Origin of the sequence: Burkholderia arboris (genome assembly GCF_902499125.1) — a bacterium.
Lineage (GTDB): Bacteria > Pseudomonadota > Gammaproteobacteria > Burkholderiales > Burkholderiaceae > Burkholderia > Burkholderia arboris.
This window is the reverse complement of sequence record NZ_CABVPX010000047.1, coordinates 22,232-46,714: the sequence shown is the minus strand read 5'-3', so window position 1 is coordinate 46,714 and position 24,483 is coordinate 22,232. Positions and strand designations below refer to the sequence as shown.

Annotated in this window: 21 protein-coding genes; 7 read left to right on the top strand and 14 right to left on the bottom strand. The window is 67.4% G+C overall.

Annotated features, from left to right (window positions below; genetic code table 11):
• Positions 1-542 precede the first annotated feature (542 nt).
• The 5 genes from BLA15945_RS35225 to BLA15945_RS35205 form a co-directional block, all read right to left on the bottom strand.
• Complete coding sequence (locus BLA15945_RS35225; RefSeq protein WP_174994527.1) at positions 543-1,601, bottom strand: tyrosine-type recombinase/integrase; 1,059 nt, start codon at positions 1,599-1,601, stop codon at positions 543-545.
• A 204-nt stretch (positions 1,602-1,805) separates the two neighbouring features.
• Positions 1,806-2,117, bottom strand: a complete 312-nt coding sequence (locus tag BLA15945_RS35220) for a hypothetical protein (RefSeq protein ID WP_059232659.1) — start codon at positions 2,115-2,117, stop codon at positions 1,806-1,808.
• A gap of 125 nt (positions 2,118-2,242) precedes the next feature.
• The gene (locus BLA15945_RS35215; protein WP_174994526.1) at positions 2,243-3,640 is read right to left on the bottom strand and encodes an enolase C-terminal domain-like protein; all 1,398 of its coding nucleotides are present in this window, start codon (positions 3,638-3,640) and stop codon (positions 2,243-2,245) included.
• Positions 3,641-3,702: 62 nt separating this feature from the next.
• Complete coding sequence (locus BLA15945_RS35210; protein WP_059232658.1) at positions 3,703-5,043, bottom strand: MFS transporter; 1,341 nt, start codon at positions 5,041-5,043, stop codon at positions 3,703-3,705.
• 212 nt (positions 5,044-5,255) lie between these two features.
• Entirely contained in the window at positions 5,256-6,230 is a 975-nt protein-coding gene (locus BLA15945_RS35205) for a LysR substrate-binding domain-containing protein (protein ID WP_174994525.1), read from the bottom strand.
• 40 nt (positions 6,231-6,270) lie between these two features.
• Here BLA15945_RS35205 and BLA15945_RS35200 point away from each other — a divergent pair, with 40 nt between their 5' ends.
• The 3 genes from BLA15945_RS35200 (at position 6,271) to BLA15945_RS35190 (ending at position 9,099) form a co-directional block, all read left to right on the top strand.
• On the top strand, positions 6,271-7,002 hold the full coding sequence (locus BLA15945_RS35200) for a glutathione S-transferase family protein (RefSeq protein ID WP_174994524.1): 732 nt from the start codon (positions 6,271-6,273) through the stop codon (positions 7,000-7,002).
• Positions 7,003-7,128: 126 nt separating this feature from the next.
• Positions 7,129-7,752, top strand: coding sequence for a DUF2239 family protein (locus BLA15945_RS35195; RefSeq protein ID WP_059232655.1), 624 nt, complete (start codon positions 7,129-7,131; stop codon positions 7,750-7,752).
• 15 nt (positions 7,753-7,767) lie between these two features.
• Positions 7,768-9,099 (top strand): carotenoid oxygenase family protein, encoded by a 1,332-nt coding sequence (locus tag BLA15945_RS35190; protein WP_174994523.1) that lies wholly within the window; start codon positions 7,768-7,770, stop codon positions 9,097-9,099.
• Between the two features lie 22 nt (positions 9,100-9,121).
• Here BLA15945_RS35190 and BLA15945_RS35185 read toward each other — a convergent pair whose 3' ends face one another.
• From BLA15945_RS35185 to BLA15945_RS35165, 5 genes are all read right to left on the bottom strand, one after another.
• The gene (locus BLA15945_RS35185) at positions 9,122-12,193 is read right to left on the bottom strand and encodes a metallophosphoesterase (RefSeq protein ID WP_059232653.1); all 3,072 of its coding nucleotides are present in this window, start codon (positions 12,191-12,193) and stop codon (positions 9,122-9,124) included.
• Between the two features lie 111 nt (positions 12,194-12,304).
• Positions 12,305-13,471: an ABC transporter permease gene (locus BLA15945_RS35180; RefSeq protein ID WP_174994522.1), complete on the bottom strand. Its 1,167-nt coding sequence runs from the start codon at positions 13,469-13,471 to the stop codon at positions 12,305-12,307.
• An 8-nt stretch (positions 13,472-13,479) separates the two neighbouring features.
• Entirely contained in the window at positions 13,480-14,634 is a 1,155-nt protein-coding gene (locus BLA15945_RS35175) for an ABC transporter permease (protein WP_174994521.1), read from the bottom strand.
• Positions 14,635-14,655: 21 nt separating this feature from the next.
• Positions 14,656-15,354 (bottom strand): ABC transporter ATP-binding protein, encoded by a 699-nt coding sequence (locus BLA15945_RS35170; RefSeq protein ID WP_059232650.1) that lies wholly within the window; start codon positions 15,352-15,354, stop codon positions 14,656-14,658.
• 7 nt (positions 15,355-15,361) lie between these two features.
• Positions 15,362-16,567, bottom strand: coding sequence for an efflux RND transporter periplasmic adaptor subunit (locus BLA15945_RS35165; RefSeq protein ID WP_174994520.1), 1,206 nt, complete (start codon positions 16,565-16,567; stop codon positions 15,362-15,364).
• Positions 16,568-16,925: 358 nt separating this feature from the next.
• Between BLA15945_RS35165 and BLA15945_RS35160 the strand changes: the two genes are divergently transcribed.
• A complete protein-coding gene (locus BLA15945_RS35160) occupies positions 16,926-17,159 on the top strand; it encodes a hypothetical protein (RefSeq protein ID WP_059232648.1) in 234 nt (77 codons plus the stop codon).
• Between the two features lie 77 nt (positions 17,160-17,236).
• Here BLA15945_RS35160 and BLA15945_RS35155 read toward each other — a convergent pair whose 3' ends face one another.
• Entirely contained in the window at positions 17,237-18,007 is a 771-nt protein-coding gene (locus tag BLA15945_RS35155; protein WP_174994519.1) for a Mut7-C RNAse domain-containing protein, read from the bottom strand.
• Between BLA15945_RS35155 and BLA15945_RS35150 the strand changes: the two genes are divergently transcribed.
• Both BLA15945_RS35150 and BLA15945_RS35145 read left to right on the top strand, forming a co-directional pair.
• Positions 17,897-18,973: an NAD(P)-dependent oxidoreductase gene (locus tag BLA15945_RS35150; RefSeq protein WP_320205754.1), complete on the top strand. Its 1,077-nt coding sequence runs from the start codon at positions 17,897-17,899 to the stop codon at positions 18,971-18,973. The two genes, BLA15945_RS35155 and BLA15945_RS35150, sit on opposite strands and share 111 nt — an antisense overlap.
• A 71-nt stretch (positions 18,974-19,044) precedes the next feature.
• Positions 19,045-19,683: a LysE family translocator gene (locus BLA15945_RS35145; protein ID WP_059232645.1), complete on the top strand. Its 639-nt coding sequence runs from the start codon at positions 19,045-19,047 to the stop codon at positions 19,681-19,683.
• A gap of 90 nt (positions 19,684-19,773) precedes the next feature.
• On the opposite strand, the gene BLA15945_RS35140 is transcribed toward BLA15945_RS35145, so the two are convergent.
• Positions 19,774-21,057 carry an MFS transporter gene (locus BLA15945_RS35140; protein ID WP_059232644.1) on the bottom strand — a complete coding sequence of 428 codons (1,284 nt, stop codon included), beginning with the start codon at positions 21,055-21,057 and terminating at the stop codon, positions 19,774-19,776.
• Positions 21,058-21,154: 97 nt separating this feature from the next.
• Between BLA15945_RS35140 and BLA15945_RS35135 the strand changes: the two genes are divergently transcribed.
• Positions 21,155-22,084 (top strand): LysR family transcriptional regulator, encoded by a 930-nt coding sequence (locus BLA15945_RS35135; protein ID WP_174994518.1) that lies wholly within the window; start codon positions 21,155-21,157, stop codon positions 22,082-22,084.
• 184 nt (positions 22,085-22,268) lie between these two features.
• Here the strand turns inward: BLA15945_RS35135 and BLA15945_RS35130 are convergent, their stop codons facing one another.
• Together BLA15945_RS35130 and BLA15945_RS35125 are read right to left on the bottom strand one after the other, a co-directional pair.
• On the bottom strand, positions 22,269-23,102 hold the full coding sequence (locus tag BLA15945_RS35130; protein WP_059232642.1) for an OmpW/AlkL family protein: 834 nt from the start codon (positions 23,100-23,102) through the stop codon (positions 22,269-22,271).
• 18 nt (positions 23,103-23,120) lie between these two features.
• Positions 23,121-24,362 (bottom strand): DUF2957 domain-containing protein, encoded by a 1,242-nt coding sequence (locus tag BLA15945_RS35125; protein WP_059232641.1) that lies wholly within the window; start codon positions 24,360-24,362, stop codon positions 23,121-23,123.
• Positions 24,363-24,483 lie beyond the last annotated feature (121 nt).

Here is a 24,483-nt window from a genome sequence, read left to right as displayed (position 1 = left end):
GATCTCGTGCTCGCGAATCAGCGCCTCTCAGAGGTCAAGTTCTGATCGTCAAGACGGCCTCAGATTGACGCTTACGATTTGGCGACAGCGGTCTCGCGATGGCAAGACGGTTCTTGAGTTGTTGAATTACGTTGTCTGGGGAAATGGGAGCGTCGCCGCACGGCTCTGGAACTCCATCCGTAGCGACCAGTGGGCAATTCCACACATCGGACTAAGCAGCCTCGGCGAGGTCGTCGGTTGGGCCCGGCCGGACGAGTTCCCGCCGCGGAACATGCGTACTAGCAAGGGGCTGCGGGCGCTTGGCTACAACGTAAGGATCGGCGTATGAGGCGGGCTGCGGTGAGTGTGGGCACAGCTTGCCTCGGCGGCACGAGACCTAGCGGTAACTCTGGCGTAGGGGAGCAAAGTGGGGGGCAACTTTGGGGGCATCTCCGCCTTCTTGGTTCGGGCGAGGTTACCTGTATTGCGGTCGGGAGTTCGATCCTTCGTGTTTCTAGGACAGCGCCGGAGCCGACCCGGGTTGAGATTGCCTCAATCTGGAGCTAATCAAGCTTCTTGGCGAGGTCTTCGGCTTTGGGATGGTAATACCGCATCAGCATCTTCGTGTCGCGATGGCCCGTAATTTTCGCCAGCTCATGAAGAGGAAACTTTTCAGCAAGCCTAGACGTGGCCTCATGTCGCAAGTCGTGAAAGCATAAGTCGATCAGAAATTTTGGGTCATGCGGTGCGCCATTGCGAGCACAATCCTCCTCGTAAGTTTTCCGAGCTCGTGCGACCGCTCTTTCGAAGGCCCGGGTCACTGCGTCGGCGCGAAGCGGGAAAAACAATTCACGTCCATCTTTGCTTAGCTCTTCAAAGACGGCAACCGCTTTGCTCGAGAGCGGAACGTCTCGCGCGGTGCCATTCTTCGTCATGGCGAGTCGTGCAACGCGCTTTGTTAAATCAACTTGAGCTGGGCCGAGCGAGATCAACTCGCTTCGTCGCATTGCCGTTTCGACTGCAATGTCGATCAGGGCTGGCAAGAAAGCAGACGCGGATGCTGCTTTTACGTAAGCAAGCTCGTCGGTCGACGTGCATCTCTGGGTATCTGGTTCGATGTTGGATATGCGCCGGGTGCGCTCGTTCTTGACTGTAGGTTTGCGAACCAGTTCGACGGGATTGGAAAGACTCTCCAGGCCCCATTCCTTACGCGCAATCGTGAAGAGATGTGAAATGACCGCAAGGCGGCGGACAACGGTTGCCGGGCTATGCGTCTCGCACCATTCGTCGCGCAGCTTCGCGATGTCGACACGCCGTATTCCGGCGAGTGGTCGCTCGGCCAGCAACGAGTTTCGCAGCATCCGGATGATTGATTTTTCCTGGACTGCGCCTCGCTTATTCGACGCAATTTCGCGCTCGTAGCGGTCGAGTGCCTCTGTGAACGTCGTACTTTCAGCCTCTGCACTGCTCACGAAGCGGCCTCTGTCCATTTCGCTTTCGATGGCGCGCGCCCATTTTTCGGCGTCAGCTCGGGTATCGAATGTTTTCGATTGCTGGGGGTAGCCTTTCCGGCGTACCTTGGCTTGCCATTGAAGGTCGCCGCGCTTGGTGATGGTTGCCATGGGCCATTTTCGGGACGTGACTGTCTCAAGAGTGTCCCAAAAAGGCAGATTATGGTCAAGAAGCCCTTATTTTATTGAGCCGGCCTTCTGATTCGCAATGCGAAGGTCGGGAGTTCGATCCTCCTCCGCTCCACCAACGGAATTCGAAAGGCCCGATCGCAAGATCGGGCCTTTTTGTTTTCTGCGGGCCCATAGTCCGGCGGACTAGGTCGCCAACTCGTAGATCACCCTGATCGCCGGCACCGACAACACGGCGAACGCCACCGTGATGGCCGCAAGGATCGCGATCCTCTTCCGCAGCAGCGCGAAGAGGGCGATCGACAGTCCGTAGAACACGCAGGTCAGAATGATGATCCACCAGAGCGCCGCGTAGCCTGCACCGCCTTCGAAATTCGATACGTTCTGCGTGATCCGGGTCGCGGCATAACCCGCAACGGTCATGCTCGCGGGCAGGCACAGCACCGAATACAGGACGAAGACGATGATCTGCCGCGGTGTCGGGTCGGGAGACGTCATGACGAGCGCTTTTCCTTCGGGTGAACGGGGCGCCGAGCCGCCCGCCACGCGGGCCGGCTCAGGCAGCCGGCAGGATGCGGGCGTTTTCCGCGTTTGGCAACAACCGCCCGCCGCCTGCCGCGCTATCACCCGCGCCCGAAACTCGGCCGCTTCGGATCGTACGTCCACCCCGGCACCAGATAGCGCATCGCGATCGCGTCATCACGCGCGGTGCCGCCCACCGCGTTGTACAGCGCATGCGCGGCCTCGACCTGTGCCATGTCGATCTCGATCCCGAGCCCCGGCCGTTCCGGCACGGCCACCTTGCCGCCGACGATCGCGAGCGGTTCGCGCGTGAGCCGCGCGTCGCCTTCCTGCCAGATCCAGTGCGTGTCGATCGCGGTGATCGTGCCGGGCGCGGCCGCGGCCGCATGCGTGAACATCGCGAGCGACACGTCGAAGTGGTTGTTCGAGTGCGAGCCCCATGTGAGCCCCCAGTCGCGACACAGCTGCGCGAGCCGCACCGAGCCCTGCATCGTCCAGAAATGCGGATCGGCGAGCGGGATGTCGACCGCCTGCAGCCGCACGGCGTGATCCATCTGCCGCCAGTCGGTTGCGATCATGTTGGTCGCGGTCGGGATCCCCGTCGCGCGGCGGAATTCGGCCATCACCTCGCGGCCCGAATAGCCGCCTTCCGGCCCGCACGGATCTTCCGCATACGCGAGCAGCTGGCCTTGCCCGCGGCACAGTGCGACGGCTTCGTCGAGCGACCACGCGCCGTTCGGGTCGAGCGTCGCGCGCGCGTCGGGAAAGCGCGCCTTGATCGCGGCGATCGCTTCCATCTCGTCGGCGCCCGCCATCACGCCGCCCTTCAGCTTGAAATCGGTGAACCCGTAGCGCTCGACCGCGGCCTCGGCCTGCCGCGCGATGTCGGCCGGCGTGAGCGCCGCCTCGTTGCGCAGCCGGAACCACGCATCCACTGCGCGCGTCTCGTCGCGATACGGCAGGTCGGTGCGACGCCGCTCGCCGATGTAGAACAGGTACGCGAGCATCGGCACCGCGTCGCGCTGCTGGCCTTCGCCGAGCAGCGCCGCGACCGGCACGTCGAGATACTGGCCGAGCAGGTCGAGCAACGCGGCCTCGATCGCGGTGATCACGTTGTCGAGCCGCAGGTTGATCTCGTGCGGCTGGCGCAGCACCGCAGCCTCGCCAGCCGACGTCACTTCGTGCCGGATCGTGCGGCCCGCACCCGCGTCGGCACCGGACAGCGCCGCGCGCACCGCGTTGAGCGTCGCCTGGTAGCGCCCGATCGGCTGGCCGACCACGCGATCCGTCATGCGCTCGAGCGCGTGGCGGATGCCTTCGCCGCCCGGCACTTCGCCGACGCCCGTATGCCCGCTGCTGTCGTCGAGGATCACGAGGTTGCGCGTGAAATACGGCGCATGCGCGCCGCACAGGTTGAGCAGCATGCTGTCGCGGCCGGCGACGGGAATCACCTGCATGCGCGTGACGCGCGGCGTGCCGGCACGGCTGGGTTCGGACATCGGTTCGCTCCTGGTTCCGGTGGCGCGCGGGCCGCCGGACGCGCCGGCGCGGCCCGCGCCGTTCATTGAAGCTCGACGCGGCGGATCTCGCCGACGACGAACAGGTAGCAGATCACGGCGACGAGCGCGTGCGCGACGACATAGACGAGCGCGCCGTTGAACGAGCCGCTGCGGTCGACGATATAGCCGATCGCGATCGGCGTCGTGATGCTGGAGAGGTTGCCGCACGTGTTGAGCAGCGCGCCGCTCAGCCCCGCGATCTGGCGCGGCGCGGTGTCGGCGTTGACGGCCCAGCCGAGCGCGCCGAGCCCCTTGCCGAAGAACGACAGCGCCATGAACAGTACGACGAGCACGTGCGAATCGGTGTAGTTGCAGACGATCATCGACATCGACAGCAACATGCCGAACACGATCGGCACCTTGCGTGCGACCGACAGCGACCGGCCCTGCTTGAGCAGCGCGTCGGACACGACGCCGCCGAGTATCCCGCCGAGGAACCCGCACACGGCCGGGATCGACGCGACGAGCCCCGCGTTGAGGATCGACATCCCGCGCGCCTGCACGAGATAGACGGGGAACCACGTGATGAAGAAATAGGTGAGCGCGTTGATGCAGTACTGCGCGACGTACACGCCGATCAGCATCCGGTTCCTCAGCAGCGCCTTCACATGATGCATCGACGGGCCGCCGTCGCGTCCGCCGGTCGCCTGGTCGATGTTGACGAGCGCGCCGCCTTCGGCGAGGTAGTCGAGTTCCGCACGGTTGATGTTCGGGTGGTCCTTCGGGTCGTACATCGTGCGGTTCCACACCAGGACGAACGCGAAGCCGAGCACGCCCATCACCGCAAACACCGACTGCCAGCCGAACGCGTGCACGAGCCAGCCCATCAGCGGCGCGAACACGACGGTCGCCGCGTACTGCGCGGCGTTGAAGATCGCCGACGCGGTGCCGCGCTCGGCGGCCGGGAACCACGCGGACACGATCCGGCTGTTGGCCGGGAACGACGGCGCCTCGGCCGCGCCGACCAGGAAGCGCAGCCCGAACAGCAGCGCGAACGCGGCCGCGCCGCCGAAGAAGCCGATCGAGCCCTGCAGCAGCGTGAACAGCGACCAGAAGAAGATGCTGAACGCATAGACGATGCGCGACCCGTAGCGGTCGAGCAGCCAGCCGCCCGGCAGTTGCGCGACCACGTACGACCAGCCGAACGCGGAGAAGATGAAGCCGATCTGCACGTGGCTCAGGTGCAGCGCGCGGGCGAGGCTCGGGCCGGCGATCGCGATCGCCGCGCGATCCGCGTAGTTGATCGTCGTGACCGCGAACAGGACGGTCAGCACGAGCCAGCGCACGCGCGTGCGCCGGGCCGTTGCCGACGCGGACGCCGGCAGCGCGTGAAGCGGATTCATGACTTGTCTCCTCCGAAGGGCGGAAGGTGCCGTCGTGCGGCAGGCGCGTCGATGCGCGCGTTGTGTGCGTGGGTGCCGCCGGTTCGAGGCCGGGCACCGGACGCCGATGCAGGCAGGGCGTCCGGACCATTCTGTCATGTCGAAATTTGCGCTTTCATGCCAATTGCTGACTTGATCGATTCAGCATTTGAATCGATCGGCGAGTCGATCGGTCAGGCGTGCGCGTCGTCCGCGCCGGCACCGTGATGGCGCGCCACGTGTTGCGCGAGAAACTCGACGGCGGCGCGCACGCCGGGCAACTGGCCGCGCCGGTGCGGCATCAGCAGCGTTGTCGTGACGGTGCCCGCGCGCCAGCCGGGCAGCACGCGCACGAGCGCACCGGAGGCGAGCGCGGCGCCGGCGATCCAGTCGGGCAGGCAGGCGATGCCGAGGCCGGCTGTCGCAGCCTGCAGCAGCAGCGTCGATTCGTCGGCCTGCAGGCGGATGCGCGGCGCCACGTCGACGGTGTCGCCCCCGCGCTGCAGCCGCCACGGCTGCTGGCCCGGATGCAGCCCGTCATGCCGCGCGAGATCGGCAGGCTCGTCCGGGATGCCGGCATGCGCGAGATAGGCCGGCGACGCCACGGCGATGATCGGCGAGGCCGCGAGCGGCCGTTGCACGAGCGCGGAATCGGGCAGCGGCGCGAAATGGCTGCGCACCGCGATGTCGAAGCCTTCCTGCGCGATGTCGACGAGGCGGTCGCTCGCATGAATCTGCAGCAGCAGCTTCGGGTGCGCGATCGCCAGCGCCGGCAGGCACGGCGCGAGGATGTGCTGCGCGACCGGCACCGAGCTCGTGATCCGCACGATGCCGGCCGGCTCGGCGGCCTGCCGCAGCACCGCGTCGCGTGCGCTGTCGGCCTCGATCACGGCCGCACGCGCATGCTCGAAGAATTCGGTGCCGACCGGCGTGAGCCGGAAGCTGCGCGACGTGCGATGCACGAGCCGCGCGCCGAGCGTGCGCTCGAGCTCGGCCACGCGCTTGCTGACCGTCGATTTCGGCAGGTCGAGCTGGCGCGCCGCCGCCGACATGCTGCCGGCGTCGACTGCCTGCACGAACAGGTAGAGATCGTTCAGATTCACTTTCAGCGTCCACATGAGGAAACGACGGGTTTCAATTTTAGCGGCTACTGCGTCATCGTTCGTCATGGGAGCATGATCGCTCGTTCAACTTATGCGGAATCCTCCGATGTCTCCCATCCTTCTCTACGGCATTCCCGCCGGCTGCTCGTTCGGCTCGATCGTCGCGCTCGAATGGATCGGCCGCCCGTACCGTCTGTCGCGCATCGCGATGCCGAGCGTCGCGACGAGCGACGCGTATCTCGCGCTGAACCCGGTCGCCGAAACGCCGGCATTCGTGACCGCGAATGGCGACGTGCTGACCGAAAGCCTCGCGATCCTCGGCCACATCGGCGCGCAGGCGCTCGACAACGGCCTCGCCTTTCGCCAGGGCAGCGCGGATTTCGACCGGCTGAACCGGATGCTGGCGTGGCTGAACACGACGTTCTTCAACGCGTTCGGCGCGCTCTGGTATGTGTATGAACACGACACCGAGGGCGCCGAGAAAGCGGCGCTGCAGGCGTACGGCCGCGGCAAGGTGCTGAAGGCGCACCGCCAGCTCGAAGCGATGCTCGAGCGCAGCGAAGGCCCGTGGCTGCTGGGCGCGCGGCGCACGCTGGCCGATGCCTACTTCTCCGGGATCGCACGCTGGGCCGACTATCACGCGGTGTTCGAACGCGATGCGTTCCCGCACATCGCCGCGCTGCGCGCACGGCTCGCCGACGATGCGGGCGTGGAGTTCGCGCACGCGATCGAGAAAGAGCTGCCACTGCCGGCGTCGCTGGCGTTCGAAGGGCATGTGTCGCTCGACGACGCGCTGGCAAGCGCACGTGACCTCGCGTTTCCGGCCCGGGTGCTCTGACCGGCGTCGTGGTCGCCCGACGGGGCGGAAGACGGCAACGACAATTTTTACCCGGATAATATTGACATCCAATTAATACCCGGATAAAAATAGCGTCATTCCGATTCCTGCCCACGGGCGACCACGATGACAACTTCTACGCTTTTTCCTTCATACACGGCCTTCGACGGCCACCGGCGGCTCGCGTCAGGCCCGCTCGCGACGGTCGCGCTCGCGGTCCGGCAGGCTGCCGGCGACGCGATGCCCGGCACGATCCTGATCTTCGACGATGCGACGGGCCGCTCGATCGACCTCGACCTGCGCGGCACGGCGGACGACATCCGCACGCGCTACGCGCCGCCGGGCGACGCGCCCGGGGCCGCCGGCGAGCCGGCCGGCGCGGGCGAACAGCGCGGCCGCGGCCGGCCGAAACTCGGCGTCGTGTCGCGCGAAGTCACGTTGCTGCCGCGTCACTGGGAATGGCTCGGCGCGCAGCCGGGCGGCGCGTCGGTTGCACTGCGCAAGCTCGTCGAGGACGCACGGCGCACGCATGCGGCGGCCGACCGGCACCGCGATGCGCAAACCCGCGCCTACCACTTCATGTCGGCGATGGCGGGCGACTTGCCCGGTTTCGAGGAAGCTGCGCGGGCGCTGTATGCGAACGACGCGGCGCGGCTGGCCGAGCTGGTTGCCGGCTGGCCGGACGACGTGCGCGACCATGCGCTTGCCCTGGCGCGCGGCGACCTGCCGCCGTCTGCCGACGACTGCTGACGGAGCCCCGACACAATGACCGTATTCGACCTGAACCGCGGCGCGCTCGCGCCGGTCGCCGACGAAACCGATGTCGTCGATCTGCGCGTGACCGGCGCCATTCCGCGCGAACTCGACGGCACGTTGCTGCGCAACGGCCCGAATCCGCCGGGTGGCCGCTTCGAAGGGAGCGACATGCTGTCGTGGTGGCCGGAAGCCGCGATGCTGCATGCGATCGCGTTCGACGACGGCCGCGCGACCGGCTACCGGAACCGCTGGGCGCGCACGCAGCGCTGGGCCGTCGTGCATGCGCCTGAGCAGGTGCCGCATCTGCCCGACACCAATCCGAACGTGAACGTGGTGCAGCATGCAGGCGAATTGCTCGCGCTGGCCGAGGGCGGGGCGCCGCTCGCGATCACCGCCGCGCTCGATACGCTCGGCGCGCCGGCGCGGCACGCGGGCTTCGGCGGCGGGATGACCGCGCATCCGAAGGTCGACCCGGTGACCGGCGAGCTGATCGCGTTCCGCGCGGACTGGCGCGCGCCGTGGCTGCGCTACGGCGTGGCGGATGCGCAGGGCGTGCAACGCGTCGACGTCGAGATCGGCCTGAGCGCGCCGTCGATGATGCACGACCTCGCGATCACCGAAACCCGCAGCCTGCTGCTCGACCTGAACGTCGGCTACGACTTCTCGCTGCTGAAACAGGGCCACCGGATGCCGCTGCGCTGGCACGACGACCGGCCGGCGCGCATCGGGGTGATCGCGCGCCACGGCGGCGACGTGCACTGGTTCGACGTCGAACCGTGCTTCATCCAGCACGTCGTGAACGCCTACGACTGCGACGCGTCGTGCATCGTGCTCGATGCGGTGCGCTATCCGTCGTTCCTGCGGCTCGACGCGCGCACGGGCCGCTTCGCCGACAACCCGGTCGGCGAGCTGTGGCGCTACGTGATCGACACGGCGAACGGGCTGATCGACGAAGGGCCGCTCGCCGACGGCGGTATCGAGCTGCCGCGCATCAACGAAAGCCGGACGGGGCGCCGCTACCGCTATCTGTATGCGGTCGAGCAGCCGAACAACGCGGAAATGCGCGGCGTGATGCGCTTCGATCACGTGCGCGGCACGACGATGCACTACGCGGTGCCGGCCGGCGACCAGAACGGCGAGCCCGTGTTCGTGCCGCGTCCGGGCGGCACCGACGAGGACGACGGCTGGCTGCTGGTGGTGGTCTACCGTGCGGCGACCGATACGAGCGACGTCGTGATCCTCGATGCGCGCGCGATCGATGCGGGGCCGGTCGCGACCGTGCATCTGCCGCGTCGCGTGCCCGCCGGGTTCCACGGCGCGTGGGTGCCGCGCGCACGCTGAGTCGGGCTGGCCGGCTGGAGGCTTACGAGCCTTGCCGCGTCTTTTCCTGGATCTGGCGCCGGATGACTTCGCAGTAGTTGTCCCAGCTTTGACGGTCGTGGGCCAGATTCAGAAGGTCCAGTGCTCCGGACAGGTTGCCTTGGACCATCTGGTGCCTTGCCTCGTCGGCATAGAACACCGGGTTGCTACTACCCGCGTCGATTTTGGCCATTCGAAGTACGGAGGCTTCCGGGCCGCGCCCCAGTCTTTCGAGGGTATGGATCCGCATGGCGTCGGAGTAGTCGTCCGCGCACTGGCGATCGCCGGCAAGGTCCAGCAACCTCAATGCTTCAGGAGCGTTGTCGTGGTCGAGCTGATACTTGGCTTCGTCGTTATAGAACACGGGGTCGCGGGTGTCGCTGGCAATCGCCTGCTGACGCTGGCGCGACGCTTCGTGTGCGTTGCCGACGAGGCTCAGGCAATCGGCCCGGATGTGATCAACGTGCCCGTCAACCGCCTGCGGATGACGCTTCTGGTGCTCATCGAACCGGCGCAGAAAAGCTTCCGCGCCAGGTTTGCCGCGAGAGAGCAACGCTTTGCCGAGATTGGCCAGATAGGGCGGGAATCCGGGGTGCAGTTCCAGCGCCCGTTCGAAAGCCTGTAACGCTTCGTCGCATGCGTCGCCGCTGGTTACTCGCAGGCATTCTCCGAGAAAACGCAGCGCCTTGTGTTCGCGCGGGTGGATATTGACCAGCAGTTGCAGCACCTCCTGCTGACGGGCGATCGACTCCCCACCGTCACGCCGGCGATGATAAATGGCCCACAGTGCTTCATTGCTCCAGCCGATTTCCTTGCCGGTCAGATGGCCGATCCATTCCTCCATTGCGCCGAGCTCGTTGGCGCAGAGCAGGTGGTAAAAGGCTTCGTTGGCTCGCTGGAAGTTGATCTCTTCCCTCTGGCGGCCGATCTGGCGCTGCCAGCAGCGCGCGATCAATACATGCATATCGGCGACGGCCGGGTCGATGGCATCGGCGTAGTCGATGGCGAGCCCCGAGTCGCGCAGCCCCATTTGCGTCTGGCGCACCCAACTGGCGATGAAGCCGTGCAGGTAGTGATCCCTGTTGTTGTCGAGCGGAAGGAGACCGCGCCCACGCAGCTTTTGCCAGGCATCCTGGACACCGATGCCGTCTTCGAGTCCGTCGGCATGGTCCTGTGGAATCGCCCGGCGGTAAAGCGCAATGACTTTCAGCAGCTTGCGCTCGGCCGTTCCGAGGACCTCGTTGTGCAGGATCCCGAGCAGCCGTTCGTCGAGGCGGTCAATGAGCTCCTTGCGCAGATTCCGATAGACCTGCATGGGCGTGCTGCCCTGCTCTCTGGCGACAGTGGCGAGCAACTCGGCAGCCAGCGTATGGGCCGCGCCTCCATGCCCGCCACCCAGCCACTGGAAGAGGGCCTTGAGATCGGAGCCGGCATATGTCCAGTCGGCCTTCCGATCCGGCGGCGCACTGTTTGCAAGGAGTTCCGCGAGGCCGGCCTTGTCGAGCCCGGGAATTTCGAATGCGGGTGATTCGCTGCCGAAGCTCCCGTCGGCGGGCTTGTCGTTGAACTCGTAGACCCACTTCCAGTTCGGGAAGGCCGCGGACATTGCACGCAGCAGGACTCGAAGCTCCGGGTTGCACCATTGCGCGCCGCTCATCAGCAGGTGCGCGTCGTCGATCCAGACGAACGCTGGCTGGGCATTCGGGTATTGCCGTCTCAGCTCGGCGATCTGCTCCTCGAGCTTGCCGCTGGGCGGGGACGGATCTTCGCGCCGATTCTGCAGCACCCCCAGGAATCTGCGGAAAAACTCGCCGACCACGATCTGGCGGCTGCCGTGCACATCGACGAATTGCATGCCCTGGAATGGCGCGTGCCCGTGCAGTGCCTTGATCAGCGTGGTCTTGCCATTGCCGCTCAGGCCGTGCAGCACCAGGCCGGATTTGTCCTTGAGTCGGGCGACGAGCTGGCCAAGCAGTTTGTCGCGCCCGTACAGCGCTTCTCCGGCCGGACCTGCCGCTTGAGTTGGCGTGGCCGGCGATTGCGAACCGGTCCGGTCCGTGCCTGGCGGCGCGGCGACGAGGTCCGGCGTCAGTCGCACTGACGATTGGAATGGCCACTGCGCCGTCGGCGCATGTTTGGGGACGGGCTGGATCATCCAGCCGCGGTTGTAGCCGAACAGGTGAACCTTGCCTTTGCCGCTCCTCGGATCGAGGTGCACCAGATTGATGCCGAACTGGTCCGGCGTATCGGCGCCTACTGCGCCGGCCGCCAGTTGCGTACAGGCTTCGCTCGTGCGAACCCATGCGGTATGCGTGTGTCCATGCAGCAGGAAATGCAATCCGGTGCTGGCATTCGCATCGGCGTCGTGCTGTTCGGCCGAGTTCAGCCAGTCGAACGGATGATGAATGAGTCCGATCTTCAGGCCGGCGTCGCGCAGCCCTTCGGCCATATGGTTGAACTGCCACTTGCTGGCCAGCCAGATGTGACGATCGTCTTCGTCACCGGCACAGCTCCATGCCGAGTTGAAGCCCGCAATGCCGACACGATATCCGTTCACCTCGAGCGTATGGGCGTACAGATGGAGATCTTCGCGATGCAGTTCGGGGCGGTATTCCTTCACGAACGCACCGTAGTCCTTCAAGCGCTCCATCGCGGAGCGATGGTCCCGAGTGCGATCGGCGAAACGCTGATTGATCGCGTCGACATGAGCGAGCGGGTTGGTCTGCGCCATTTCGAAAAGGCGCGCTTGCTGATCACCCGATATTTCCCTACGGTTCACGTCATGATTGCCGGGCACGATGAACAGCCGATCCTTGGGGAGTTGGCAGCAGGCCAGCAAGTCGTCGAAAAATTGTGCTGCGTCCTTGTATTGCTCGCTGAGCGGGGCGCCGCTGGTTTCGCCGAAGGCGATGTCACCCGTGCAGAACACGAGGTGCGGTCGCGGCAATCCGTTGTCGAACTCGGCACGCAGGAAGTCCAGCAGTTCCCGGCGCGTCGCGTTATCCCTCCACGACGTTTTCGGATGAAAATGAATATCGGAAATGTGCAGCCAGATTAGATCGTTGTTATGTGGCATGACGACTTGCTTGTACGAGAATTGTTTGTGAAGCGCGCTTGATCGACAGCAGGCTTGCAGGTTGGCACCTGATCGAGTTCGATCACCCCGGCTCGCTATCTCGATATTCTGTCACTGCGCGCGCAGCGCGTCGACGATCTTCAGCCGCGCGGCGCGCATCGCCGGCAGGAACCCGCCGACGAGCCCCATCACGAGCGAGAACAGCAGCGTCTTGACGACGATCGCGGGCGTCAGCACGAAGCGGAACGACAGGTCCGAGAAGGTCTGGAAGTTGGTCGTCGAGAACGACGCGAACTGCATCAGCGACGCACACGCGAGCCCCGCGACGCCGCCGACGAAGCCGAGCAGCAGCGCTTCCAGCAGGAACGCGGCGAGCACGTTCATGCGCTTGAAGCCGAGCGCGCGCAGCGTGCCGATCTCGGCCACGCGGTTCGCGACCGACGCATACATCGTGATCATCGCGCCGATCATCGCGGCGATTGAGAAGATCGTCGACAGCGTGATGCCGAGGATGTTGATGAAGGTCGACAACGCCTTCGACTGGTCGCCGTAGAAGGTCTGCTCGCGTTTCGCCTCGTCGGTCAGCCGCGGGTCGACGTCGATGTCGGCCTTGAAGCGCGCGAAGCCGTCGGCGCTCGGGATGCGCAGCACCATCGACGAATAGCTGGTGCGCCGGAACGACTGCATCAGCTGGTCGACGTCGCCCCAGATTTCCGAATCGAAGCCGCTGCCGCCCGCGTCGAAGATGCCGACGACGCTCCAGTCGCGCTGCGCGAAATGCAGGCTGTCGCCGAGCTGCGTACCGCTGAAGCCTTTCGCGATCGCGCTGCCGACGATGATCTCCGACGAGCCCGGCGCGAACATCCGGCCGGCCACGAGCTTCACGTGCGGACGCAGCGCGAGCCCGGACTGCGACACGCCGCGGATCACGACGTTCGACGGTTTGCCGGTCGAGGTCTTCACGAGCGAGATCAGCACGACGGCTTCCTTCGACACGAGCGGCCGGCCGTCGGGCCCGAGCGCGACGGCCGGGTGCATCTCGAGCGCGTTGGCCTGCTGGTGGTCGATCGAACTCTGGATCTCGGTCTCGGCACCCTTGCGGATCACCACCGCGTTGTCGGGTTCGCCGGTCGACACGAGCGTCTGCGTGAGGCCCGCGTCGAGCATCTGCACGGTCGCGAACACGAAGATCACGAGCGCCATCCCGCCGGCGGTCAGCGCGGTGGTGAGCCGCCGGGTCCACAGGTTGCGCGCGATGTAGTTGAGCGGGATCGCCATGTGCAAACCTAACCGATTGCCCTGAGGCCTTCGACCACGCGCACGCGCGCCGCCTGCCATGCCGGCACGATCGCGGCCGCGAGGCCGACCGCGACCGAGCATGCGGCCTGCAGCGCGACCGTCTCCGTCGACACCATGAACACCGGGAAGATACCGCCGGCCGCCTGCTTGAACAGGCTCGCGGCGGGCGGCGTCGCGAGGATCCCGAGCCCGCCGCCGGCCACCGCGATCAGGACCGATTCGCCGAACACGATCAGCGCGAGGAAGCCGGGGCCGAAGCCAAGCGCCTTCAGCGTCGCGTATTCGGCCGTGCGCTCGCGCGCGCTCATCGCCATCGCGTTGGCCATCACGGCCATGATGATCAGGATCACCACGTACGACACGAGACGGATCGCCGCGATGATCTGGTTCGACATCGCGACGAAGCCGAGCTGGAACGCCTGCTCGGTCTCGGTCAGCGTCTCGGCGAGCGAGTTCTTGAACACCGCGTCGACGTTGCGCGCGATCGACGCGCCGTCGTCGGGGTTCGCGACGCCGAGCACGAATACCCCGACCTGGTCGGCCTGCTTCGGCGTGCGCTGGCGCACCGTCTCGTTCAGATAGTCCCAGTGGAACACCAGCTGGCGCGTGATCGTCGAGTCGTCGCGGCCGTCGAAGATCCCGCGCACGACGAAATCCCAGGTGCCCGGATAGATCGTGCCCTTCAGCGGGATCACGTCGCCGATCTTGAAGCCGAATTGCGTCGCAAGCTGGCGCCCGACCAGGCAGCCGCGCCGGTCGCGGTTGTAATCGGCGCGCTGCTGATCCGGGACGATGTATTCCGGGTACAGGTCGAGATAGTTGTCCGATACCGCGAAGCTCGCGAAGAAGTTCTTCGGGTCGCGGTAGATGCCGCCGAACCAGTTCGAGCGGACCACGGCCGTCACGCCTTCGACGCCGCGGATCCGGTTCTCGTAGCTGACGGGCAGCGGAAACACGAGCGAGATCGCGTTGCGCGTGACGAGCCGCCCGCTGGATGCGGCGGCCGCGCCCGCGTACCACGCGTCGACCACGGTGTGCAGCAGCCCGAACGCGAGCACGGCGATGGTCAGCCCGAGCACGGTCAGCAGCGTGCGCAGCCGGTGCCGCAGCGCGTTGCGCGCGATCAGCTTCAGCACGTACATCGCGCGCGCTCCCGCCGCCGGTCAGCCGGCGTGCCCATCGATCAGCTCCCCTTTTTCCAGATGCACGAGCGACCGCGCGGCGCCGGCCGCGTGCGCGTCGTGGGTCACCATGATGATCGTCTTGCCGAGCTCGGCGTTCATCCGCTGCAGCATTGCGAGCACATCGGTGGCCGACGCGCGGTCGAGGTCGCCGGTCGGCTCGTCGGCGACGATCAGCACGGGATCGGTGATCAGCGCGCGTGCGATCGCGACGCGCTGCTGCTGGCCGCCCGACAGCTCGGACGGGTAATGGCTGGTCCGGTCGCCGAGGTTCACCATGTCGAGCACGAGTTCGACGCGCTCGCGCCGCTCGCGGCGCGACAGGTGCGTGAGCATCAGCGGCAGCTCGACGTTCTCGAACGCGGTGAGCACCGGCATCAGGTTGTAGAACTGGAAGATGAAGCCGACGTTCGCCGCGCGCCATTCGGCCAGTTGCGCCTCCGCGAGCAGCGAGATGTCGAGCCCGCCCACGCGCAGCTCGCCGCTGTCGGGCCGGTCGATGCCGGCCACGAGGTTCAGCAGCGTGCTCTTGCCGGAGCCGGACGGCCCCATCAGCGCGACGAAGTCGCCTTCGCCGATGTCGAGCGTGATGTCGGTCAGCACAGGCACGATCTGGTTGCCGCGCCGGTACGACTTCGCGACGTGGCTGAGCTCGACGAGGGGCGGCGATGCGTCGTTCACGCGCGCGCTACTTCTTCGCGACGGTCACTTTCGCGCCGTCCTTCAGCTTCACGCCTGGCGCGAGCACGACCGTGTCGCCGGGTTTCACGCCGCGGATCGCCACCAGTTCGCCGATCCGCATGCCGCGCATCACGGCCACCGCGTGCACGGCGTCGTCCTTCACGACGAACACGACCGGCCGGCCGTCGCGCTCGACCACCGCGCTCGCCTGCACGGCCGTCACGGGCTGCCGCTCCTGCGCCGACACGGGTTTCGACAGGAACGCGATCTTCGCGCTCATGTCGGGCAGCACGCGCTCGTCGCGGTCGACGAAGCGGATCTTCACGAGCACGGTGGCCTTCGACCGGTCGACGGTCGGCACGATGCGCGACACGCGGCCCGCGAAGCGCATGTCGGGCAGCGCGTCGAGCTGGATCTCGCACGGCTGCTCGGCGCGGATCTTCGCGATGTTCGATTCGGCGACGTCGGCCTCGACTTCGAGCGTGTCCATGTCGGCGATCGTCACGACGGCGCCCTTGCTGTCCGACGCGGACGAGAACGGCGTGATGTTGTCGCCGACGTTTGCGTGCTTCGCGAGCACGATGCCGTCGAACGGCGCGCGGATCACCGTCTGGTCGACGGCGACCTGCGCTGCCTGCGCGTTCGCTTCGGCCGACGCGATCGCGGCCTGGTCGCTGCTGAGCGTCGCGCGCGCCTTGTTCACGCGGGCCGTGTCGGTGTCGAGCTGCGCGGCCGGCACGGCGCCGCGCGGCGCGAGCGCGGACGTGCGGCGCAATGCAATCTCGGCGTCCTTCAGCTCGGCCTGTTCGACGCCGAGGTTCGCGCGGGCAACCTTCACCTGCGCGAGCGCCTGCGACAGCGATGCCTCGACGTCGCGGCTTTCGAGGCGCGCGATGATGTCGTCCTTCTTCACGCGCGTGCCTTCGAGCACGCCGAGCCATTCGACGCGCCCCTGGCCCTTCGACGCGACCGCGGCCTTGCGCTGCGGCACGACGTAGCCGGTCGCATTGAGCTGCGTGTCGTTCTGGTACGGGTAGGCGGACGTGACGGACGTGGTTTCGACGGCCGGCCGGCCGGTGAGCGCGAGGCCGGCGACGATCGCAACGACGAGGATCGCGGCGGCGGCCGCATAGCGGACCCACCGGCGCCGGCGGGGCACCGGTGCGATCGGACGCCGGTCGATTTTCAGTTTGTCCAGATTGTGATCGGGCAATTTGAGCGCCTCGAGACGGCGGCGGTCTGGCGACCGGCCGCGATCCGGTTTCCCGGGAAGGGACGGATGGTCGCCAGTATAAGCGTCGCCCCGACGGCGCGCGAGCCGGTTTGCGGCGCCATGCGGCGGCAGTCTGGCCGGGGCGCCGGCGCAGGACGAAGCGCTCGCCTCCGGGGAAACCCGAGGGCGCAAGCAACGTGTCAACTGGCCGCGAAGTCGGCGCGTTATGGAACCAGTGCGTCAGGTTTTGTCGCGACGGAACGGCGAAAGCCGGCCTCGCGGCCTGGGGCTCCGATGCGAATGCCTCGCATCTTTACTTACCGGTACGTTTGATTTTTTCTCCGCTAAAGGAAGAACAATGAAGAAGACGCTCGCTTCGATCATCGCCGCAGCATTCGCACTCGCATCGGTTTCGGCATTCGCACAGGCGTCCGCGCCGGCAGCCGACACGTCGGCAGCAGCTCCGGCACCGGCCAAGAAGGATCACAGCAAGCCGAAGCACACGCTGAAGCACCACGGTTCGGCCAAGGGCAAGGCGAAGGCTGCCGCCGCTTCGGCAGCTGGCACGAACGACGCAGGCGCAGCAAACTAAGCGCTTCGCACCGGGCCGGCACTGCCGGCCACGCGTCGCGGAACCCCGCATGTTTCGGCATGCGGGGTTTTGTTTTTTCAGGCGTCGCGTTCGCCGGGCGGCGGCGGTGTCGGTAGCGGCGTCGTGCGCATCGCGTCGACCACCGCGCGCATGCGCCGCCAGTGCGAGCCTTCCCAGAACACCCGCCGGCACACGTCGCACGCGGCGAAGCGCCGGTGCCGCTGCATGATGCCTGCCGGCACGCGCGGCGCGGCGGCGGCCGCGTCGAGCGGATGCAGCGGCGCATTGCAGCGAAGGCAGAGCCGGAACGGCCGCATGTGCGGCGCGAGATCGAGCCGCTCGAACAGTTCGCGTAACTGGTCGGCCGGCTGCAGCGCATGCAGGTAGCAGCCGCGCACGACTGCGCGCCGCTTGAGCAGTTCGCGGTCGCGCGTCAGCACGATCCGGCCCTCCCGCCCGGCCAGCGCCGCGAGTTCGTCGTCGCGATAATGGTTGTCGTAGCAGGTATCGAAGCCGGCAAGGCGCAGCAATTGCGCGAGGCCGCCGAGATGCGCGTCGGCGACGAAGCGCCACCGCGCCGGTTGCGGCGCGGCTGCGCCGTTCGCCGCCGGCTGAGAGCGCTCCGGAAACGCTTCGACGCGGTCGCCGTCGCCGAGCGGCCGGTCGAGTGCGGCCGGCGCGTCGTTCACGCAAAGCCGGCCGATTTCGGTATGCGGGACCCCGAGCGCCTCGATCGCATGCTTCACCGTCGCGTCGCGCGCACACGCATGCCCGAACGCGCGGTCACGCTGCGCGCGCGGGAGAAAGGCGTTCAGTTCGCCGTGAAAGCGGAAGGTCGCGGTCGCCATCCGTCCAGTATCGCACCGCGCCCGGCCGGCGGCAGGCGCTGCAGGCGGCCGTCATCTGTGGTTAACTCGCGGCTTCATGGAGCGAAGGAGCAGGCAATGGATCTCGGGTTTATCGGGCTGGGCGAAATGGGGCAGGCGATCGCAACGAACTTGCTGAAGGCGGGCCACTCGGTGCGGGTCTGGAACCGCTCGCGCGAGCGTGCCGAGCCGCTCGCGGCGTTCGGCGCGCAGATCGTCGACACGCCGGCCGATGCGTTTCGCGGTGACGCGGTGTTTTCGATGCTCGGCGACGATGCCGCCGCACGCGCCGTGTTCGACGATGCGCTGCTCGCGCAGGCGCCGCGCGGGTTGATTCACGTGAACATGGCGACGGTGTCGGTCGCGCTCGCCGAATCGCTCGCGCACGCGCATGCGTCGCGCGGCATTGACTATGTCGCCGCGCCGGTGATGGGGCGGCCCGACGTGGCGGCCGCCGCGCGCCTGACGATCATGGCGGGCGGCCCGGCCGAGGCGATCGACCGCGTGCAGCCGCTGTTCGACGCGATCGGCCAGAAGACCTGGCGGTTCGGTTCGCTGCCGCAGCACGCGAACGTTGCGAAGATCGCCGCGAACTTCACGCTCGCGTCGGCAATCGAGACGCTCGGCGAGGCGTCGGCGCTGCTGGGTGCGCACGGCGTCGCGATGCGCGACTTCCTCGACGTGATCACCAACAGCGTGTTTCCGGGGCCCGTCTACGAAGGCTACGGCTCGATGATCGCCGAGCGTCGCTACGAGCCCGCGCGCTTCAAGGCGCGGCTCGGGCTGAAGGACGTCCGGCTCGCGCTGGAAGCCGGCGACGCGACGTCGGTGCCGCTGCCGGTGGCGAGCGTCGTGCGCGACAGCCTGCTCGATGCGCTCGCGCACGGCGGCGGCGACCAGGATTTCGCGGTGCTCGGCGAGGTGGCGCTGCGCCGCGCCGGCCGCTGACGCGCGACAGAAGCGCCGCGCTCACGGCATAATCGGCATTTGGTTTTCCCGACATTCAGGCAGAGGTGGTCATGAACTTGCATACGTGGTGGCTTTTCGTGGCGACGGTGTTCGTCGTATCGGCGATTCCGGGCCCGAACATGCTGCTCGTGATGACGCACGGTGCGCGGCACGGGTTGCGGCGCTCGTCGTCGACGATGGCCGGCTGCCTGACCGCGATGGTGCTGATGCTGTCGGTGTCGGCGGCAGGCCTCGGCGCGGTGCTCGAAGCGTGGCCGGCGATGTTCAACACGCTGCGCTTCGCGGGTGCGGCCTATCTGGTCTACCTCGGCGTGAAGGCGTGGCGCTCGGGCGCCGACGAGGTCCCGGCGGGCGACGCCGAGCCGGCCGCACGCCAGGCGGCCGCCACGTCGCGCTGGGCGCTGTACCGCAACGGCTTCCTGGTGTCGGGCAGCAACCCGAAGGCGATCCTGTTCGCGGCCGCGCTGCTGCCGCAGTTCATCAACGCGGCCGAGCCGACGCTGCCGCAGTTCGGCATCCTCGTCGTCACGTTCGCGGTGATCGAGGTGAGCTGGTATCTCGTCTACGCGTCGTTCGGCACGCGCATCGGCGCAACGCTGAAGAGCCAGAGCGTCGCAAAGGTCTTCAACCGGCTGACGGGCGGGCTGTTCGTTGGCTTCGGCGCGATGATGGCGCTGGTTCGTCACTGATTTCACGCTGACACCGGCGCGCCGAACGCTCCGTCCCTCGCAAGCGGGCGGGGCGTTCGGTTTTGAGCGGCTGCTTCACGACGCGGCCGCTTACGCCCGCGGGCGCGTCAACGCCGCCGCGCCGATCCGGCGTCCGGCCGCCACCCCGAACACGGCGGCCGCGCCTGCGAATGCGAAGCCGACGCCGCACACCGCACCCCATCCGCCCCATGCCCATGCGCTGCCCGCGAGCACCGCGCCGAGCGCGCCGCCAACGAAGAACAGTCCGACGAACAGCCCGTTCAGGCGGCCGCGCGCGGCCGGGTTCAGCAGGTTGATCTCGCGGCGGCCGATCGTCTGGTCGACGATGACGCCCGCATCGAGCAGCGCTGCGCCGCCGGCCAGCAGCGCGAGCGCGACACCGCGATGCGCGTGCGCGTCGAAGCCGAACCAGCCGGCACCGGCGATGCCGAGCACGACGAGCGCGGCGAGCATCGTGCCGTGCGCGATCCGCTGCGCGGCCGGGCCGTGGCCACGGTCGCCGGCGCGGCCGGCGAGCGGCGTGACGATTGCGCCGCTGGCGCCGGCGAAGGCGAACAGCGCGATGCCGTGCAGGTCGAGCCCGAATGGCGGTTGCGCGAGCCGCAGCCCGACGGCGGTCCAGAACGCACTGAACGCAGCCATCGCGAGCGCGGCCGACAGCGCATGCCGGCGCAGCACCGGCTCGTCGGAGATCAGGCGCCCCATTGACGCGAGCAGCGCGCGGTAGCCGGCCGTGATCGACGGCGTACGCGACGGCAGGCGCAGCGCGAGGACGACGGCAATCGCCGTGTTCGCGACCGCGGCCAGCAGGTAGAACGCGCGCCAGCCGGCCGAGCCCGCGATCAGGCTCGCGAGCGGCCGCGACAGCAGGATGCCGAGCATCAGCCCGCTCATCACGTTGCCGACCGCGCGGCCGCGCTGCGCTTCGGGGGCCATCGACGCGGCCATCGGCACGAGCATCTGGATCACGCTCGACGCGGCGCCGGCGGCCAGCGTCGCCAGCAGGAATACGGTGCCGGATCGCGTGAACGCGGGCAGCGCGAGCGCGGCCGCACATGCGGCGAGCGTCGCGACGATCAGGCGGCGGTTCTCGAGCAGGTCGACCAGCGGCACGAGCAATACGAGCCCGGCGGCGTAGCCGAGCTGCGGCAGCATCGCGATGAGGCCGGCGAGACCGGGCGGCAGGTGCAGGTCCGCGCTGATCGGGCCCGTCAGCGGTTGCGCGGCGAACAGGTCCATCACGATCACGCCGACCGTCGCGGCGAAGAACAGCGTCATCCCGGCGCTCAGCGCGGGCGGCGCGGCGACAGGCGCGGGAACGGAGGCGGGGCAACGGTTGGCAGGGCAGTTCATCGGAAGCCTGGGAGACGGGTCGAAGGAATCCCCATCGTAGGTGCCCGATGTTTATGCGACAATTGAAATATGTCTAACATGATTATGCGAGTTTGTTTTGAATACGCGTGATCTCCTGGCGTTCGTCGCGGTGGTCGACAGCGGGTCGATGGTCGCCGCGGCCACGAAGCTCCACCTGACGCAGCCGGGCCTGACGCGGCGCGTGCAGAACCTCGAAACGTTGCTCGGCGTGCCGCTGCTCGAACGGCAAAGCAAGCCGCTGAAGCCGACCGCCGCCGGGCGCGACGTCTACACGCTTGCGCGCAACGTGCTGGGCGCGGTCGACGAACTGATGGCGGCGGGCGCGCCGGACAGCGAGCCGTCCGGCGAGCTGCGCATCGGCGTCCCGCCGTTCCTGTCCGAGCTGGCGCTCGAGCGGCCGATCGACCGGCTGCGCGACGCGTTCCCGCGCCTCACGCTGCGCGTGACGGCCGGCTGGTCGCCGGCACTGATGCAGGGCATCGAGCGCGGCGCGCTCGACGTCGCGGCCGTGATGGTGCCGGCCAGTTCGGTGCTGCCCGACGCGTTCACCGCGACGCTGCTCGCCACGCAGCCGACGGTGCTCGTCGCCGCGCGCGACTTCCCGCTGCCGGACGGTCCGCTGTCGCTCGACATGCTGTCGGGCTTTCCGTGGGTGCTGAGCCAGGACGGCTGCGGGATGCGTTCGGCGCTGAGCCGTGCGCTCGGCGCGGCCGGGCTGCCGTTCGACGTCGCGGTCGAGGCGTTCGGCTCGGAGTTGCAGTTGTCGCTGGTCGCGCGCGGCGCCGGCATCGGCATCGCCGCGCCGAATGCGCTGGCGCGCAGCGCGCATCGCGAGGCACTGCGGGTGGTGGAAACGGCCGGGCTGGAAACGCGGATCAACGTGTGGATCGTGCACGGCTCGTTGCCGGGCCGGCTGGTGCGGCCCGTCGCGCTGCTGCGCGACGCGCTGGGTGAGGTGCTCGAGCGGGAGAACGGAAGGGGGTCAGATGCGGTAATGGCGAACTAGAGGCAGCATTCGAGGGAAAATCCTTATTTTCTCTACGGAAATGTTGCATTGCGGAAACCGATTCGCTATAGTTGCACCTGTCTCCTCCATGTCTCCTCTGATATGGATTCAGCCCGCCTCTTAGGCGGGCTTTTTTTTGCCTGCGATTTTGTCGTGGCTGTTCATTCGCCTGCGCTCGCCGGCGTCAGAACTTGTACGTCATCCCGACGTAGCTGATGATCGGGTCCGCCTTCAGGTCCGATTTCGACTCGGCGAGCACCGAACCGTCGGCCGCCTTGATCGTTACCGTCGACGTCGTCTTCAGCGGAATGTAGGTCACCGACGCAACCAGCCCGAAGTGCTCCGTCATGTTGTACTGCAGGCCCGCGTTGAACACCGGCTGCCATGACGACGACGCCTTCGCCTCCACCGATGTCGTACCCGGCTTGCCCGCGCCCGCCGCGAGGATCGCGCCGAGGTTGTCCTGCGTCTGCTTGATGAAGTTCGTGTTGAGCTGCAGGTCGCTGAACCAGTTGTACGACACGCCGAGACCGAGGAACGGCCGGAACTTCGCGGTGGCCTGCCCGAAGTAGTACTGCAGGATCACCGCGGGGCTCCACTGCCGCACGCTCTTCACGATCGGGTTGACCGACCCCAGCCCGATGTTCTGCGTGCCGAGCGCGCCGGCAGGGCCTGGCGGCTTGATCGTGCCCTGGCCCGACACCTTGAACACCGGCGGCACGCCGGCCACCGACGTGACCGCGATGTGGTCGGTCAGGAAGTGGCTGACCGTCAGGCCGACGGTATCGGCGCCGCTCGTGCGCAGCCCGGTGCCCGGCGACGTGAATGACGGCGGCAGCCGCAGCGGCGTGTTGATCGGCGTCGGCGCGACGTTGGTCGTCATCGGCGTGCTGCTCTGCTGCGGCATCACGTGAAACCAGCCGAGCGTGACGACGTTGCTGCCGGCGCTCTGTGCGTGCGCCGCGAGCGGCGCCAGCACGGCGGCGCCGGCCGCCGCGCAGAGAAGGGTTTTCTTCATCACGGCTTTCCCCTCCGCTTACTGGACGAATGCGCCGATCGTGAAATACGGCGTCGATCCCGCGTTGTCGAGGAAACCGAACACGCCACCCGTGAAGATGAACTTGCCGGTCGGCGACGTGCTGCCCGAACCCGTGTGGATCGTCGTGACCACGCCCGGCACCTTCTGCGTGTAGTCGAGGTCGAGCGCGGTCGCGAGCGATGCCTGCGACGGCTGGAACGGATCGAGCAGCGTGGCCTGGTTGTTGATCAGCGCGGTGGTCCGGTAATTGAACTGGCTGTCGACGCCCACGTACTCGCCGTTCTGCGAACCGGCCGCGATGGCCGTCTGCGGCGCGAGGATCGAGATGCTCGATTCGTCGTCGGCGGTGAGGCCCGGCACGCCGTTGCTGTCGGGCGTCGGGTTCGGGTTCGCGACACCCGTGCGCACGAGGATCGGCACGAGCTGGTTGCGCAGCTTGCCGACGATCATGAAGCCCTTGCCCTGCGGCGTCGCCGACAGCGTCGGCTTCAGCTGGCTCGTGTAGTTGTTCGACTGGAACGCGCCGCTGCCGTCCGCGGACTGCGCGAAGTTCGAGCCCTGCTGCGTGCACGCGCCGCCGGCGAACTGGCCGGTCGAGTCGCACTTGGTCCACGAGCCGTCCGCGTTGATCGTCACCTTCGCGTCGATCGACGCCGGCGCGAAGTTCTGCGACGGCACTTCGCCGAAGCCGACATGGCTGTACGTACCCGCGACCTTCGTGATGTCGGTTTCGATCGACGAGAAGCCGATGAACGGGTAATACGGGAATTTCGTGTCGGGCACCGCGGCCTGGCCGAGCACGCCATTGAACTGGATTTCCTTGCCGGGGATCGTGCCGCCCGCGACACCTTCGCCGACGAAGATCCGCGCCGGACGCGACGGATCGAGACTCGCGCCGTTCAGCCGGAATGCGCACTGGTTCAGCTTGTTGGTCGGCAGCAGCGTTTCCTGCGTGAGCGTGCCGCTGTCGACGGTGCCCGCGCGGGTCGGCGTGACGGTGCCGGTCGTGCGCGGCACGGCCGATTCCACGTACGTCACCTGCCAGGTCATCTTGGTCGTGTCGAGCTGCACCTTCGCGAGTTCGCCGCTGCCCGCACCGCCCGTAAACACGGTGCTGTAGTCGAGCGAGGCGGGACAGAGCCGGTCTTCGACGAGCGGAGGCGGGTTGTCGCTGCCGCCGCCGCAAGCGGAAAGAAGGGGGGCGGCAAGGGCCGCCGCCAGAATGAGGTTGCGCTTCATGTTGCTCCTCCAGATTTGTCTTGTGCGGCGGCCAGCTCCCTGTCGGCCGCTTCTGTTCGTTGTGCTCGTGCTGCCCGCGCCGTGCCGGACGCCGTCGTTTCGAGCCTTCCCTGCATGCCGC

Excerpts from the sequence above, each read along its gene's own strand:
- BLA15945_RS35225 (WP_174994527.1), bottom strand. The coding sequence starts at position 1,601 with ATGGCAACCATCACCAAGCGCGGCGACCTTCAATGGCAAGCCAAGGTA.
- BLA15945_RS35220 (WP_059232659.1), bottom strand. The coding sequence starts at position 2,117 with ATGACGTCTCCCGACCCGACACCGCGGCAGATCATCGTCTTCGTCCTG.
- BLA15945_RS35215 (WP_174994526.1), bottom strand. The coding sequence starts at position 3,640 with ATGTCCGAACCCAGCCGTGCCGGCACGCCGCGCGTCACGCGCATGCAG.
- BLA15945_RS35210 (WP_059232658.1), bottom strand. The coding sequence starts at position 5,043 with ATGAATCCGCTTCACGCGCTGCCGGCGTCCGCGTCGGCAACGGCCCGG.
- BLA15945_RS35205 (WP_174994525.1), bottom strand. The coding sequence starts at position 6,230 with ATGACGAACGATGACGCAGTAGCCGCTAAAATTGAAACCCGTCGTTTC.
- BLA15945_RS35200 (WP_174994524.1), top strand. The coding sequence starts at position 6,271 with ATGTCTCCCATCCTTCTCTACGGCATTCCCGCCGGCTGCTCGTTCGGC.
- BLA15945_RS35195 (WP_059232655.1), top strand. The coding sequence starts at position 7,129 with ATGACAACTTCTACGCTTTTTCCTTCATACACGGCCTTCGACGGCCAC.
- BLA15945_RS35190 (WP_174994523.1), top strand. The coding sequence starts at position 7,768 with ATGACCGTATTCGACCTGAACCGCGGCGCGCTCGCGCCGGTCGCCGAC.
- BLA15945_RS35185 (WP_059232653.1), bottom strand. The coding sequence starts at position 12,193 with ATGCCACATAACAACGATCTAATCTGGCTGCACATTTCCGATATTCAT.
- BLA15945_RS35180 (WP_174994522.1), bottom strand. The coding sequence starts at position 13,471 with ATGGCGATCCCGCTCAACTACATCGCGCGCAACCTGTGGACCCGGCGG.
- BLA15945_RS35175 (WP_174994521.1), bottom strand. The coding sequence starts at position 14,634 with ATGTACGTGCTGAAGCTGATCGCGCGCAACGCGCTGCGGCACCGGCTG.
- BLA15945_RS35160 (WP_059232648.1), top strand. The coding sequence starts at position 16,926 with ATGAAGAAGACGCTCGCTTCGATCATCGCCGCAGCATTCGCACTCGCA.
- BLA15945_RS35150 (WP_320205754.1), top strand. The coding sequence starts at position 17,897 with ATGCTTCACCGTCGCGTCGCGCGCACACGCATGCCCGAACGCGCGGTC.
- BLA15945_RS35155 (WP_174994519.1), bottom strand. The coding sequence starts at position 18,007 with ATGGCGACCGCGACCTTCCGCTTTCACGGCGAACTGAACGCCTTTCTC.
- BLA15945_RS35145 (WP_059232645.1), top strand. The coding sequence starts at position 19,045 with ATGAACTTGCATACGTGGTGGCTTTTCGTGGCGACGGTGTTCGTCGTA.
- BLA15945_RS35140 (WP_059232644.1), bottom strand. The coding sequence starts at position 21,057 with ATGAACTGCCCTGCCAACCGTTGCCCCGCCTCCGTTCCCGCGCCTGTC.
- BLA15945_RS35130 (WP_059232642.1), bottom strand. The coding sequence starts at position 23,102 with ATGAAGAAAACCCTTCTCTGCGCGGCGGCCGGCGCCGCCGTGCTGGCG.
- BLA15945_RS35125 (WP_059232641.1), bottom strand. The coding sequence starts at position 24,362 with ATGAAGCGCAACCTCATTCTGGCGGCGGCCCTTGCCGCCCCCCTTCTT.